This window comes from Mycolicibacterium arenosum (genome assembly GCF_024320865.1).
GTDB lineage: Bacteria > Actinomycetota > Actinomycetes > Mycobacteriales > Mycobacteriaceae > Mycobacterium > Mycobacterium arenosum.
Genome location: NZ_JANDBD010000010.1, coordinates 173,082 through 187,930 on the forward strand (window position 1 = coordinate 173,082; position 14,849 = coordinate 187,930).

At 69.1% G+C, this 14,849-nt stretch carries 13 protein-coding genes; 11 read left to right on the forward strand and 2 right to left on the reverse strand.

Annotated features, from left to right (window positions below; translation table 11 throughout):
- Window positions 1-80: 80 nt before the first annotated feature.
- Complete coding sequence (locus NM203_RS23525) at window positions 81-854, reverse strand: iron reductase (protein ID WP_255062907.1); 774 nt, start codon at window positions 852-854, stop codon at window positions 81-83.
- Window positions 855-1,066: 212 nt separating this feature from the next.
- Here NM203_RS23525 and NM203_RS23530 point away from each other — a divergent pair, with 212 nt between their 5' ends.
- From NM203_RS23530 to NM203_RS23570, 9 genes are all read left to right on the forward strand, one after another.
- Window positions 1,067-1,483, forward strand: coding sequence for a BlaI/MecI/CopY family transcriptional regulator (locus NM203_RS23530; RefSeq protein ID WP_255062908.1), 417 nt, complete (start codon window positions 1,067-1,069; stop codon window positions 1,481-1,483).
- A gap of 14 nt (window positions 1,484-1,497) precedes the next feature.
- Window positions 1,498-2,433: a M56 family metallopeptidase gene (locus tag NM203_RS23535; protein ID WP_255062909.1), complete on the forward strand. Its 936-nt coding sequence runs from the start codon at window positions 1,498-1,500 to the stop codon at window positions 2,431-2,433.
- Between the two features lie 85 nt (window positions 2,434-2,518).
- Window positions 2,519-3,970, forward strand: a complete 1,452-nt coding sequence (gene gndA / locus NM203_RS23540) for an NADP-dependent phosphogluconate dehydrogenase (protein WP_255062910.1) — start codon at window positions 2,519-2,521, stop codon at window positions 3,968-3,970.
- A gap of 34 nt (window positions 3,971-4,004) precedes the next feature.
- A complete protein-coding gene (locus tag NM203_RS23545) occupies window positions 4,005-5,441 on the forward strand; it encodes a GuaB1 family IMP dehydrogenase-related protein (RefSeq protein WP_255062911.1) in 1,437 nt (478 codons plus the stop codon).
- 203 nt (window positions 5,442-5,644) lie between these two features.
- Entirely contained in the window at window positions 5,645-7,015 is a 1,371-nt protein-coding gene (locus tag NM203_RS23550; protein ID WP_255062914.1) for a hemolysin family protein, read from the forward strand.
- The gene (locus NM203_RS23555) at window positions 7,015-8,070 is read left to right on the forward strand and encodes a hemolysin family protein (protein ID WP_255062917.1); all 1,056 of its coding nucleotides are present in this window, start codon (window positions 7,015-7,017) and stop codon (window positions 8,068-8,070) included. Before NM203_RS23550 ends, NM203_RS23555 begins: the two co-directional genes overlap by 1 nt.
- Window positions 8,051-8,953, forward strand: a complete 903-nt coding sequence (locus tag NM203_RS23560) for a 3-methyladenine DNA glycosylase (RefSeq protein ID WP_408633400.1) — start codon at window positions 8,051-8,053, stop codon at window positions 8,951-8,953. Before NM203_RS23555 ends, NM203_RS23560 begins: the two co-directional genes overlap by 20 nt.
- A gap of 48 nt (window positions 8,954-9,001) precedes the next feature.
- Window positions 9,002-11,194 carry a malate synthase G gene (locus NM203_RS23565; protein ID WP_255062920.1) on the forward strand — a complete coding sequence of 731 codons (2,193 nt, stop codon included), beginning with the start codon at window positions 9,002-9,004 and terminating at the stop codon, window positions 11,192-11,194.
- A 50-nt stretch (window positions 11,195-11,244) separates the two neighbouring features.
- Entirely contained in the window at window positions 11,245-13,353 is a 2,109-nt protein-coding gene (locus NM203_RS23570) for a substrate-binding domain-containing protein (RefSeq protein ID WP_255062921.1), read from the forward strand.
- Between the two features lie 88 nt (window positions 13,354-13,441).
- On the opposite strand, the gene NM203_RS23575 is transcribed toward NM203_RS23570, so the two are convergent.
- Entirely contained in the window at window positions 13,442-13,585 is a 144-nt protein-coding gene (locus NM203_RS23575) for a hypothetical protein (protein WP_255062922.1), read from the reverse strand.
- A gap of 14 nt (window positions 13,586-13,599) precedes the next feature.
- Between NM203_RS23575 and NM203_RS23580 the strand changes: the two genes are divergently transcribed.
- Together NM203_RS23580 and NM203_RS23585 are read left to right on the forward strand one after the other, a co-directional pair.
- Entirely contained in the window at window positions 13,600-13,776 is a 177-nt protein-coding gene (locus tag NM203_RS23580; RefSeq protein WP_255062923.1) for a hypothetical protein, read from the forward strand.
- The gene (locus NM203_RS23585; protein WP_255062924.1) at window positions 13,773-14,657 is read left to right on the forward strand and encodes an HNH endonuclease signature motif containing protein; all 885 of its coding nucleotides are present in this window, start codon (window positions 13,773-13,775) and stop codon (window positions 14,655-14,657) included. The genes NM203_RS23580 and NM203_RS23585 overlap by 4 nt, the downstream gene beginning before the upstream one ends.
- Window positions 14,658-14,849: the final 192 nt, after the last annotated feature.

Genomic DNA, 14,849 nt, shown 5'->3' on the forward strand with positions numbered 1-14,849 from the left:
GGGAGTCTCAGCAGCCCTCTGGACTCCGGCGCGGTCCGGTGGTCTCTTTCGTGATTGATAGTAGGCAAGGCTGCCCTAAATTAGCAATACCTAACCTGGGCATCTCGGCCGGTTCCACGGACCGGTGCCCCGAAGCCGACGAGGGCGTCCAGCACGGCCTGGCCGCGCCGCATGCTCGTCATCTCGCTGGAGCCGGCCAGCAGCGGCACCTGCGTCGCCGCGCTCACCACGGCGGCCCCGACGACGTGCCACATCGCCGACACCGACAGGGCGCCGCCGGTGACGTCGACGAGTTTGTCGAACAGCGGTGTCAGCGCTCGGTGGCTGCGGTGGGCGACCCACGTCGTCAGCGCGGCCTCGTTGGGCAGGGCGACGATGCGATCGCGCACGGGGTGGCGCTGTCGCAGCCCGGAGCGGCCGGTGAAGTACACGTCGTCCGGGAGTACGCGCAGGGTGGGATCGGCGACGCCGACCCAGTCGATCGCACCCTCGGAGTCGACGTGCACCCAGAGGTTCTCCAGCCCGGTGTCCCAGGCGCGGCCCTCGAGGGCGAGCAGCGGGATCACGCGCCCGATCACCACGTGCGACAGGGTGGCCGCCAACTGCTGCGCCACCGCCACCCGACTGTCCGTTTCGGCCGCCGCGGCCTCGTACATGACCTGCAGTCGATCGGTCGTCAGCACCTCCGACAGCGGCCACCAGCGTCGCCGCGTGAGGTCGCCCATCACGGCGACGCCGTAGACCCTGGGGCATTCGGGGTACAGCTCGCGCAGGCGTCGGCTCGACTCGTGCAGCGGGAGCACGCGCGAGATCGCCATGCGCGAGATCAGTGGGTCGTCGACGACGACCGTCATGGGCCACCTCCAAGTTAGGGTAGGCTTACTATAGTGTGATTGAAGGAGGGGGAAACGGCCTGTGACTGGACTCACAACGATGTGGGGTGCGGGTCGTGACCGGCGGGTCCGAGGGTGAAAACCGAGGTGAGAGTGGCTCGCGCGATTGCATACGACGCGCGGTAGTAAGCCCGTAGTACCCTGAACACATTGCTCAGGAGAGTGAACGGAAGATGGCGAAGTTGACGCGACTCGGGGAACTCGAACGTGAGGTGATGGATCACCTCTGGTCATCGCGTGAACCCCAGACCGTGCGTCAGGTGCACGAAGCGCTGGCGGCCCGTCGCGATCTGGCCTACACGACGATCATGACCGTGCTGCAGCGGCTGGCGAAGAAGAACCTCGTCGTCCAGCACCGCGACGACCGGGCGCACCGTTACGCCCCGACTCACGGGCGCGACGAGCTCGTCGCCGGTCTCATGGTCGACGCGCTCGATCAGGTCTCGGACTCCGGAAGCCGCGAGGCCGCACTCGTCCACTTCGTCGAACGCGTTGGGGCCGGTGAGGCCGCTGCGCTGCGCCGGGCGCTCGCCGAACTCGAAGCCAAACACGGCGCTGTCGCACCGGCTGGAAATAAGGGCCCCGACTAGGGGAGACTGGTGAGGTGTCCGCGCTGGCCTTCTCCATCGTCGCGCTGATGCTCGTCGGGCCCGTTCCGGCCCTCCTCGCACGCGCGTCGTGGCCCCTGCGTGCGCCCCGCGCGGCGATTGTGCTGTGGCAGTCGGTGGCACTGGCCGCCGTGCTCTCCGCGTTCAGCGCGGGCCTCGCCATCGCCAGCAGGCTGTTCGTCCCCGGCCCGGACGGGCGACCCACCGCCACGATCACCAGCGAGATCCGGGTGCTCGGCTGGCCGCTGTGGCTTCTCTACGTCGTCGTGTTCGCGCTGACGCTGATGATCGGCGCCCGGCTCATCGTGGCCGTGCTCCAGGTCGCGGTGGCGACCCGGCGCCGCCGGGCACGGCACCGGATACTCGTCGATCTCCTCGACATCTCCCATGGCTCCGCACCGCGGACCAGCGGTCTGCGGGTGCTCGACGTGCCTCAACCACTCGCCTACTGCCTGCCCGGTGTGCGCAGTCGCGTCGTGGTCAGCGAGGGCGCGCTCACCGCGCTGTCGGACACCGAGGTCTCGGCGATCCTGACCCACGAACGCGCGCACCTGCGGGCCCGTCACGACCTCGTCCTCGAGATGTTCACCGCCGTGCACGCGGCGTTCCCCCGCTTCGTCCGCAGCAGAAACGCGCTCGACGCCGTCCGCCTGCTCATCGAACTGCTCGCCGACGACGCCGCGGTGCGGAAGGCGGGCCCCACTCCCCTGGCGCGCGCCCTCGTCGCGTGCGCCGCGGGTCACACCCCCAAGGGTGCGCTCGCCGCAGGCGGCCCGAGCACGGTGGTGCGGGTGCGCAGGCTCGGTGGCCTGCCCAACAGTCGGGCCCTCGCCGCCGTCGCGTACGTGACGGCGGCCGCCGTGCTGGTGGTGCCAACCGTCGCCCTGGCCGTGCCCTGGCTCACCGAGCTCCGGCGACTGTTCGGCGTCTAGAGTCTGTTCCGGGCCCGTCCCACGCGCTGATGCGAATCCGTCGTGCCACAACGTGGTGCCGCAACCGAACAACGAAAGGCCTTCCGTGAGTTCTGACGCCACCGCCACCGCACAGATCGGGGTCACCGGCCTCGCGGTCATGGGATCGAACATCGCGCGCAACTTCGCGCATCACGGTTACACCGTCGCACTGCACAACCGGTCGGTCGCCAAGACCGACGCGCTGCTCGCCGAGCACGGCTCGGAGGGGAACTTCGTCCGCAGCGAGACGATCCCGGAATTCCTTGCGGCACTGGAGAAGCCGCGGCGCGTGCTGATCATGGTCAAGGCGGGCGATCCCACGGACGCGGTGATCAACGAGCTCGCCGACGCCATGGAACCCGGCGACATCATCATCGACGGCGGTAACGCCCTCTACACCGACACCATCCGTCGGGAGAAGGCCATCCGCGAGCGCGGCCTGCACTTCGTCGGGGCGGGCATCTCCGGTGGTGAGGAGGGCGCGCTCAACGGCCCGTCGATCATGCCGGGCGGACCCGCCGAGTCCTACAAGTCGCTGGGCCCGCTGCTCGAGGAGATCTCGGCGCACGTCGACGGTGTGCCCTGCTGCACCCACATCGGCCCCGACGGCGCCGGGCACTTCGTGAAGATGGTGCACAACGGCATCGAGTACTCCGACATGCAGCTGATCGGCGAGGCCTACCAGCTGCTGCGCGACGGTCTCGGCAAGTCCGCCCCGGAGATCGCCGACGTGTTCGCCGAGTGGAACGAAGGTGATCTCGACAGCTATCTCATCGAGATCACGGCCGAGGTGCTGCGGCAGACCGACGCCAAGACCGGCGAGCCGCTGGTGGACCTGATCCTCGACGAGGCCGAACAGAAGGGCACCGGCCGCTGGACCGTGAAGTCCGCGCTCGACCTCGGCGTGCCGGTCACCGGAATCGCCGAGGCGGTGTTCGCCCGCGCCCTGTCGGGCTCGGTCACCCAGCGCCAGGCCACCACCGGCCTGGCATCGGGCGACCTCGGCGGAAAGCCCACCGACGCAGCGCAATTCACCGAGGACGTCCGACAGGCGCTGTACGCGTCCAAGATCATCGCCTACGCGCAGGGCTTCAACCAGATCCAGGCGGGCAGCATCGAGTACGACTGGGGCATCACCCCCGGCGACATGGCCACGATCTGGCGCGGCGGCTGCATCATCAGGGCGAAGTTCCTCAACCGGATCAAAGAGGCCTTCGACGACGACGCCGATCTGCCGAGCTTGATCGTCGCGCCCTACTTCCGGGACGCCATCGAGGCCGCCATCGACAGCTGGCGCCGCGTCGTCGTGACCGCCACCCAACTCGGCATCCCGATCCCCGGCTTCGCCTCCGCGCTGTCGTATTACGACGCGCTGCGCACCGAGCGGTTGCCCGCCGCGCTCACCCAGGGTCTGCGCGACTTCTTCGGTGCGCACACCTACGGCCGCATCGACACCGACCACGCCAAGCGGTTCCACACGCTGTGGAGCGGCGACCGCAGCGAGGTCGAGGCGTAACCACGCGAAAAGACGACACGAGGACTGCGTTGCAATGAGGTTTCTTGAAGGCCACCGACCTCCGTACGACCTGACCTACAACGACGTGTTCGTCGTGCCCGGTCGGTCGGACGTCACGTCGCGATTCGACGTCGACCTCTCGACGGTGGACGGCACCGGCACGACGATCCCCGTGGTCGTCGCCAACATGACCGCGGTCGCGGGACGGCGGATGGCCGAGACCATCGCGCGGCGCGGCGGCATCGTCGTGCTGCCACAGGACCTGCCGGTGTCCGTCGTCGAGGAGACCGTCCAGTTCGTCAAGAGCCGCGACCTCGTGGTGGATACGCCCGTCGTGCTGTCGCCCGACGATTCGGTGTCCGACGCCACGGCGCTGATCCACAAGCGTGCACACGGCGCCGCCGTCGTCGTGGCCGACGGCCGCCCCGTCGGCGTCGTCACCGAGGCCGCCTGTGCCGGGGTGGACCGCTTCTCCAGGGTGCGCGAAGTCGCGGTGTCCGATTTCGTCACCGCTCCGGTCGGCACCGATCCTCGCAAGGTGTTCGACCTCCTGGAGCACGACGCGATAGACGTGGCGGTCCTCAACGAAGCGGACGGCACGCTCGCCGGTGTGCTGACCCGCACCGGCGCGATCCGCGCGGGCATCTACACCCCGGCGGTCGACGCGAGCGGACGGCTTCGCATCGCGGCGGCCGTCGGCATCAACGGCGACGTGGCGGCCAAGGCGACCGCGCTCGCGAAGGCGGGCGCCGACGTGCTGGTGGTCGACACCGCGCACGGCCACCAGATCAAGATGCTCGAGGCCATCAGGGCGATCGCCGCGCTCGATCTCGGGCTGCCGCTGGCCGCGGGCAACGTCGTGTCGGCCGAGGGCACCCGCGACCTGATCGGCGCGGGCGCGTCGATCGTCAAGGTGGGTGTGGGCCCCGGCGCGATGTGCACCACCAGGATGATGACCGGCGTCGGGCGGCCGCAGTTCTCGGCGGTTGTCGAATGTGCTGCGGCGGCAAGAGAACTCGGTGGCCACGTATGGGCAGACGGCGGCGTGCGACACCCGCGCGACGTAGCGCTCGCGCTCGCCGCCGGCGCGGCCAACGTGATGATCGGGTCGTGGTTCGCGGGCACTTACGAGTCACCGGGCGACCTGATGTACGACCGCGACAACCAGCTGTATAAGGAGAGCTACGGCATGGCGTCCAAGCGGGCGGTCGCGGCGAGAACCGCGGGCGACAGCGCCTTCGACCGCGCCCGCAAGGCGCTGTTCGAGGAGGGCATCTCGACGTCGCGGATGGGTCTGGATCCCGCGCGCGGTGGTGTCGAGGACCTGCTGGACCACATCACGTCGGGGGTGCGCAGCACGTGCACGTACGTCGGCGCCGCAACGCTGCCCGAACTGCACGAGAAGGTCGTGCTCGGCGTGCAGTCGGCGGCCGGCTTCGCGGAGGGTCACCCGCTGCCGACGGGTTGGTGACGGCGGATCGTGCCCGCCGCCTCGGCTAGCATGTAGCCCATTCCTGCTCCGATCGAAAGGGACCACGTGCCGCAGGCACCTGCCGAGGCCTCCGATGTCGAGGGAGGCGCCGGTACCGAGCGGCTCTCCCCGGAATCGGTGGACGCCGAGCCGTCCAGTAGGAGGCCGGGCCCAGTGCCCGGCGCCCCGAAGGCGGGTCGGTCGTGGATCTGACCTTCACCCTTCTCAGCCTTCTCGCGATCGTTCTGCTGACGGCGGGCACCGCGGTGTTCGTCGCCGCCGAGTTCTCGCTGACGGCGCTGGAGCGCAGCACCGTCGAAGCCAACGCCAAGTCCGGTGGGTGGCGCGACCGCGTCGTCCAGAAGGCGCACAAGTCGCTGTCGTTCCAGCTGTCCGGCGCCCAGCTGGGCATCTCGATCACCACACTGGCCACCGGCTATCTGGCCGAGCCCGTGGTCGCCCGCCTACTCCGGTCACCGCTGGCCGCGGTCGGTCTGCCCGAGCGGATGGTCGACGGCGTCGCCCTGGCGCTGTCGCTGCTGATCGCGACCTCGCTGTCGATGGTCTTCGGTGAGCTCGTCCCCAAGAACCTCGCGGTCGCCAAACCCGTCGAGACGGCGCGGTGGGCCGCCCCGCCGCAGTGGTGGTTCTCCTGGCTGCTGACGCACGCGATCAGGGTCACCAACGGCACCGCCAACTGGATCCTGCGCAGGCTCGGCATCGAGCCGGCCGAGGAACTGCGTTCTGCTCGTTCGCCGCAGGAACTGGTGTCGCTGGTCCGCACGTCCAAGCGCAGCGGCTCGCTCGACGCGGACACCGCGGATCTCGTCGACCGGTCGCTTCAGTTCGGCGAGCGGACCGCGGAGGAGCTCATGACCCCGCGCCCGAAGATCGAAGCCCTTGCGACCGACGACACGGTGGCCGACCTGCTGGTCAAGGCCATGGAGACCGGGTACTCGCGCTTCCCGATCATCGACGGCGACCTCGACGAGACGGTCGGCATCGTGCACGTCAAGCAGGTGTTCACCGTCCCCGTCGACGAGCGGTCGCGGACCCGGCTGACGGCGATCGCGCTGCCGGTGGCCACCGTCCCGTCCACGCTGGACGGCGACGCCGTCATGGCGCAGATCCGGGCCAACGGGCTGCAGACCGCGTTGGTGGTCGACGAATACGGCGGCACCGCGGGCATGGTGACGGTCGAGGACCTGATCGAGGAGATCGTCGGCGACGTCCGCGACGAGCACGACGACGCCACCCCGGACGTGGTCGAGATCCGCAACGGGTGGCGGGTCTCCGGGCTGCTCCGGATCGACGAGGTCGGCACCGAGACGCCGTTCCGGCCGTCGGATGACGGCGAGTACGAGACGATCGGCGGACTGGTGCTCCAGGAGCTCGGCCACATTCCCGAACCGGGTGACACCGTCGAGCTCACCGAGTTCGATCCGGACGGGCCGCTCGACGACCCGGTGCGCTGGCAGGCCACGGTGATCCAGATGGACGGCAGACGTATCGACCTGGTCGAGCTGACCCGGCTCGGTCGGCGCAGTGACCACGACGAGGAGGTCGACCGCTGATGGGTGCCGATCTCTTCGGTGTCGTGCTGACCGTGGTCCTGCTCGCACTCAACGCGTTCTTCGTCGGCTCGGAGTTCGCGCTGATCTCCGCCCGCCGCGATCGTCTGGAAGCGCTCGCCGAACAGGGTAAGAACAGCGCCGTCACCGTGATCAGGGCGGGCGAGCAACTCTCGCTGATGCTGGCGGGAGCCCAGCTCGGCATCACAATCTGCTCGATCCTGCTCGGTCGCGTCGGCGAGCCCGCAGTGGCACATCTGCTCGAGAAGCCGTTCGGGCTCCTGGGGATCCCCGACACGATCCTGCACACGGTGGCGTTCCTCATCGCGCTCGGAATCGTGGTCACCCTGCACGTGCTGCTCGGCGAGATGGTGCCGAAGAACATCGCGATCGCCGGCCCGGAAACCGCCGCGATGCTGCTGATCCCGCCCTACCTCGTCTACATCAAGATGGCCAGGCCGTTCATCGCGTTCTACAACTGGTGCGCCAACACCACGCTGCGCGCGTTCAACGTCGAACCGAAGGACGAACTGGACGTCACGGTCTCGACGGTCGAGTTGTCGGAGATGATCGCGGAGTCGCTGTCGGAGGGACTGCTCGACCCCGAGGAGCACACCCGGCTCACCAGGGCGCTGCTGATCCGCACCCGAGTCGTCGGCGACGTCGCGATTCCGCTCTCGGAGGTGCGCGCGGTGCCGGTCGCCGGGCCCGGACAGGGGCCTCGGGTCGACAGCATCGAACGGGCGCTGTCCGACACCGGCTACTCGCGGTTCCCGGTGGCCGACGAGGCCGGGGCGTTCATCGGCTACCTGCACATCAAGGACGTGCTGGCGCTCATCAACGATCCCACCGCCGTCGTCGACGCGGCGACGGTCCGCCCGTTGCCCGCGGTGCCCGCGTCGATGCCGGTGCCCGACGCGCTGTCCGCACTGCGCCGGGACAACAGCCACCTCGCGCTCGTCACCTCGGACGGCGGTGTCGTCACCGCGGTGGTCGCGCTCGAGGATCTGGTGGAGGACCTGGTCGGCACCGTTCGCGATGGAACGAACCGTGTCTGAGCTGGCCGTGCGCGGTCGGGTGCTGTTCGAGGACGCCTGGCTGTCGCGCGAACGCGCTCACGTGGCGCGCGTCGAGGGCTTCCTGGCGCCGCAGCGGCAGCGGGCCCGACGTGGGCAAGCTCACCCCGTCTGGGATTTCCTGTTCACTTACTACAGCCTTCGGCCGCGGCAGTTACGGCGCTGGCACCCCGGTTTCGGCGTCGCCCTGGCGGGCCCGGCCGCCGATCGGTACGCCGACTTCACCGGATACCACCGACGCGCCGACGGCGTCGCGGTGTCCGACGACTACCTCAGGGCCCGCGTCGAGACCGTCGAGTTCGTTGCGACGCTACTGCGCGCCACCGCGAGCCGGCCCGCTCGAATGAACTGCTTCGGGCTGCACGAATGGGCGATGGTCTACCGTTCCGACGAGGTCCGCCACGGCTCGGTTCCACTGCGTCTCGGCGGGGCGGGCACGGACGCCGTGGTGGAGTCGATGCCGTTGCGCTGCAGCCACTTCGACGCGTTCCGGTTCTTCACCGATGCCGCCGCGGAGCGCAACGTCGAGCATCTGACGCGAGCCGGTCAGTCGGCCGCCGAGCAGCCGGGCTGCATCCACGCCGCGATGGATCTGTACAAGTGGGCGTACAAGCTCGGTCCACTCGTCGGATCGGAGTTGCTGGTCGACGCCCTGGCGCTGGCGTTCGACGCCCGCGAGGTCGACATGCGCGCGAGCCCCTACGACCTGACCGGATATGGTTTCCAGCCGATCGCCATCGAGACGCCGGCGGGCCGGTCCACCTACGTCCGCGCCCAGCAGGAGATCAGCGACCGGGCGGCGCCGCTGCGGGCCGCGCTGGCCGATGCGTGCGAGGTGCTCCTGTCGGCGGCGCACGGCGATTAGCTGCTGTTACCCACGGGTAAGCTGGTTCGACGCTTCAGGAGGCAAGAGATGACCGATCGCGTGACCGTGGGCAATCTGCGGGTCGCCAAGGTGCTGTACGACTTCGTCACGAACGAGGCGCTGCCCGGCACCGGGCTCGACCCCGACAGCTTCTGGGCCGGTGTCGACAAGGTCGTCGCCGACCTGACGCCACAGAATCAGGAACTGCTGGCGCGCCGCGACGACCTGCAGGCGCAACTCGACAGGTGGCATCGCGCCCGGGTCATCGGGCCGTTCGAGATGGACGAGTACAAGGCGTTCCTGACCGAGATCGGCTACCTGCTGCCCGAGCCCGCGGACTTCACCGTGACGACGTCGGGTGTCGACGCCGAGATCACGTCCACCGCGGGACCGCAGTTGGTGGTGCCGATCCTCAACGCGCGCTTCGCCCTCAACGCCGCCAACGCGCGGTGGGGTTCGCTGTACGACGCGCTGTACGGCACCGATGTGATCTCCGAGGCCGACGGCGCCGAGAAGGGCTCCAGCTACAACCGCGTGCGCGGCGACAAGGTCATCGCCTACGCGCGGGCGTTCCTCGACGAAGCGGTGCCGCTGAAGTCCGGCTCGTGGGCCGACGTCACCGGGCTGAGCGTCGACGACGGCACGCTGGTCGTGGCGACCGACGGTGGCACCACCGCACCGGCGGACGCGAGCGCGTTCGTCGGGTACCTCGGCGAACCGGCCGCGCCGACGTCCGTGCTGTTCGCGCACCACGGCCTGCACGTCGAGGTGCTCATCGACGCGGACTCCCCCGTCGGGTCGACGGACAAGGCGGGCATCAAGGACGTCGTCCTGGAGTCCGCGATCACGACGATCATGGACTTCGAGGACTCCGTGGCGGCCGTCGACGCCGACGACAAGGTGCTGGGCTACCGCAACTGGCTGGGCCTCAACCGCGGCGATCTGTCCGAAGAGGTCAGCAAGGGAGACAAGTCGTTCACCCGCGTGCTCAACCCCGACCGGACGTACACCGCGGCCGACGGGGAGTCCGAGCTGAGCCTGCCGGGCCGCAGCTTGCTGTTCGTCCGCAACGTCGGGCACCTGATGACCAACGACGCGATCGTGGACGCCGATGGCAACGAGGTCCCGGAGGGCATCCAGGACGCGCTGTTCACCGGCCTCATCGCGACGCACGGGCTGAGGGAATCGCACGAGAACGGTCCGTACGCCAACAGCCGGACGGGTTCCGTCTACATCGTGAAGCCGAAGATGCACGGCCCCGACGAAGTCGCGTTCACGTGCGAGTTGTTCAGCCGCGTCGAGGACGTGCTCGGCCTGCCGCAGGCCACGCTGAAGGTCGGCATCATGGACGAGGAACGGCGTACGACGCTCAACCTGAAGGCGTGCATCAAGGCGGCGGCCGATCGGGTGGTGTTCATCAACACCGGCTTCCTGGACCGCACCGGCGACGAGATCCACACCTCGATGGAGGCCGGTCCGATGATCCGCAAGGGTGCGATGAAGTCGCAGCCGTGGATCAAGGCCTACGAGGACGCCAACGTCGACACCGGCCTGGCGACCGGGCTGTCGGGCCGCGCGCAGATCGGCAAGGGCATGTGGGCCATGACCGACCTGATGGCCGACATGGTCGAGCAGAAGATCGGTCAGCCCAAGGCGGGCGCCACCACCGCGTGGGTGCCGTCGCCCACCGCCGCCACGCTGCACGCCATGCACTACCACCAGGTCGACGTGGCCGAGGTGCAGAAGGAACTCGCGGGCGAGAAGCGCACGACGCTCGAGGAACTGCTCACCATCCCGCTGGCCAAGGAACTCGCCTGGGCGCCCGAGGAGATCCGCGAGGAGGTCGACAACAACTGCCAGTCGATCCTCGGATACGTGGTGCGCTGGGTCGACGCGGGGGTCGGCTGCTCGAAGGTGCCCGACATCCACAACGTGGCACTGATGGAGGACCGTGCGACGCTGCGGATCTCCAGCCAGCTGCTGGCCAACTGGCTGCGGCACGGCGTCATCACCGAGGGTGACGTGAAGGCCAGCCTGCGCAGGATGGCCGCCGTCGTCGACGAGCAGAACGCCAAGGATCCCGACTACCTGGCGATGGCTCCCGACCCCGAGGACAGCATCGCGTTCCAGGCCGCTCAGGAGTTGATTCTGTCCGGAGCCGAGCAGCCCAACGGCTACACCGAGCCGATCCTGCATCGCCGGCGCCGTGAGTTCAAGGCTCGCCATCTCGCCCGCGACTAGACTGCGGCTCGGGGCCAGGAGACGAGACCAGAGGGTGGCAAAGGGTAGGAATGGGTAGGCACAGCGTCCCCGACCCCGAAGAATCGTCGGACGACCAGTCCTATGATGCTGGGGCGCAACGGTATTCGGTCGATCCGCCGCCGTATGGCGGCGCGCCTCGGTACGACGGCGGGTACGACGAGCCGGGGTACGACCGGCCGGGGTACAGCGCCGACGATGAGGATGCCGAGTACGCCGACGCCGACTACCCGGCCGACGACCGGTACGCCGACGACGACTTCGCAGACGACTACTGGGCGAGCGACACCGACGACGACGAGCCCGAAGCGGCCACCAACGTCATCCCGACGACGCCGCGGCCACCGTCGCGACCGCCCGCGTCGCGCGCGCAGCACGGCGGCGAGTGGGAAGGCGGCGAGTGGACCGGTAGCCACCGCGCCATCCAGGCCGGCAGACGCGGGATCAGCAAGGGCGTGATCGCCGCGCTCGTCACCGTCGTCGTGGTCGTCGGGGTGTTCATCCTCTGGCGCTTCATCGGCGATTCGCTGTCCAGCCGCTCCCAGATCGCCGCGGCGCGTTGCGTCGCGGGCGAGGTCACCGTCGCGGTGGTCGCCGATCCGTCGATCGCCGAGAACATCAGCGGGCTCGCGGACGAATACAACAGCAGCGCGGCGCCCGTCGGCGACAAGTGCGTAAAAATCACCGTGACAGGCTCCAACGCCACTCCGGTCATCGACGGGTTGTCCGGTCAATGGCCCGGTGATCTCGGCGAGAAGCCCGCGCTGTGGATTCCCGGCAGCTCGATTTCGGCGGCTCGGCTCGAGGCCGTCGCGGGCCAGGAGGCCACCAGTGCGTCGCGCTCACTGGTCACCTCGCCCGTTCTCCTAGCCGTCAGGCCGGAGTTGAAGACCGCGCTGGCGCAGCAGAACTGGGGCACGCTGCCGGCACTGCAGAGCAATCCGACCGCGCTGGACGGGCTGCGCCTGCCCGGCTGGGGTCCGCTGCGCCTGGCTCTGCCGCTCAGCGACAACGGCGACGCCACCTTCGTCGCCGCGGAAGCCGTCGCGACCGACAGCGCCCCTGCCGGTGCGCCCGCGACCGCGGGGGCGGGTGCCATCTCGACGCTCGTGGCGGGTCAACCGGAGCTGGCCGACGACACTCTCACGACCGCACTGGACGCGCTGCTGGGCGGCGGCACCCTCGCGGCGTCGCCGGTGCACGCGGTGGCCACCACCGAGCAGCAGGTCTTTCAGCGGGCCGCGTCGACACCGGATGCGAAGGACAAGATCGCGGCGTGGCTGCCGCCGGGCCCGGTCGGGCTCGCCGACTACCCCGCCGTACAGCTGGCCGGCGACTGGCTGACCAAGGAACAGAGCACGGCGGCAAGCGAATTCGATCGTTACCTGCGCAAGCCCGAGGCGCTCACCAAGTTGGTGGAGGCCGGCTTCCGCGCGGACGTCGACGGCGCGAACCCGCCGTCGAGCGACGTCATCGAATTCGGTTCGCTCGCCGATCCGCTGACGGTGGGCGACGACGGCACACGGGTGACGCTGGCGAATGCGGTGACCTCGCCCATGCAGAGCCAGACGGTGACGATCATGCTCGACCAGTCGATGAACACCAGCGAAGCGGGCAAGTCGCGCGTGGCCAACGTCACCGCAGCGCTCACCGATCGACTCCGGGAGATTCCCCCGTCGGCGTCGATCGGACTTTGGACGTTCGACGGGGTGGCCGGACGCTCCGAAGTGGCCACCGGGCCGCTCAGCGATCAGGTCGACGGCCAGCCGCGCTCACAGGTGCTCACCGAGAACCTGACCGGCCAGGTGGCGTCCGACGGCGGCCGGGTGTCGTTCACGACGCTGCGTGCCCTCTACACCGAGGCCGTCGCGAACTTCCGTGACGGCCAGGAGAACTCGGTGCTGGTGATCACCGCGGGGCCGCACACCGACCAGAGTCTGGACGGACCGGGACTGGAGGCCTTCATCAAGCAGACCTTCACCCCCGGCAAGCCCGTTGCGGTCAACGTCATCGACTTCGGCGCGGACGCCGACCGCTCGACGTGGGAGGCCGTCGCGCAGTCGACGGGCGGTAGCTACCAGAACGTGCCGAGCTCGGCGGGACCCGAACTCGGCGCCGCGATTGCGACGACGCTCAGCTAGCCACCGCAGGCCTGCGCGTAGCCTGTGAGAGTTGACCGAAACTCTTCTGCCCCTGCGGTTTCAGTAGTCACAGCTCGCGGTGGCCGCCCTACTGTCGGCCGACGTCGACGCTGACACCCCTGCCGAGATCGCAGTCGCGCTCATCGACATCGAGACCGCATCCCGGCGGGTGCCGATGGTCGGTTACACGATCCTGGCCCGCCTGCAACGCGAAGCCGTCCCGACCGATCACGGGGTGACCTCCTGGTGGAAGCTGCTCACGCTGAACTGCCGGATCAGCAAGGCGAGGCCAACAAACGCCTTACCCGCACCCAGCATCTGGCCCCGCACACAACGCTGCAGGGCGAGGTGTTGCCGTCGGAATGGGAGCACACCGCCGCCGCCCACCGCGACGGTCTGATCGGCACGAACACGTCGAGGTGATCCGTAAGTTCTTCACCGCCCTGCCCGCACAGGTGGACTCGATCACCAAGGCTCAAGGCGAGAAGTCGTTGGCCGAGGCCGCCACCCAACTGGATAGCCGCGGATTGACCGTCGTCGCGATGCAGCTGCTGGCCCTGCGGCACCCCGACGGCGACGAATCCGCCGACGCAGCCGCCAAGAAAGCCGGCCTCACCCTCGGACCGCAACAACCCGACGGCCTGAGCTACCTGCGCGGGTGGGCCGACCCACCCCCGCCGCAGGCCGGACCCGTGCTGGACGGACAGTGGCGCACCAAATCCCAGTACGCCCACGACGCCTTCGAAACCGCCCTGGACCTGCTGCTGCGCTGCAACACCCTCGGCACCCTCAACGGCCTACCGACGACGGTCGTGGTGACCACCACGCTGCAGGAACTACAGGCCGGAGCGGGGTACGCCGTGACCGGCGGCGGGTCGCGACTGCCGATGCGGGATCTGATCGCGATGGCCGCCGACGCCCACCATTACCTCGCCGTGTTCGACGGGCACACCGGTCAAGCCCTGCACCTCGGCCGCTCCCAACGCTGCGCCACCGGGGCCCAGAAGCTGATGCTGTTCGCCCGCGAACGCGGCTGCACCTGCCCCGGCTGCACCGTCGACTGGTACCGCACCCAGGCCCACCACGCAGTCCTGGACTGGAAACGCGACGGCCAGACCAACATCGACGACCTGACTCTGGCGTGCGGCGCCGGTAATCAGATGATCGAGAACACCGGTTGGACCACCCGCCGCCGCCCCGACGGACGATTCGAATGGGTCGACCCCGGCACCGGCAGAGCTCACCTCAACGACCTGCACCACCCCGAACGCCTCCTCACACCGAAGGACGACGATCCCTTCTAGCGCACCGAATACGGGATGCGACGGGGCGCGGCGCGGGCCGTGGCTTGAGTTCGATTCGCCGCTAGCGGGCTGGAGGTCCTGCGCGGATCAGTCGGCGCCGTTTCTGGCCGATCGGAACTGACGGAAGATGCTTCGCGTTTCGGAACGCCACCGGCGCAGCCATCGGGAGCAACTTCGATCTGAGTCGACCGT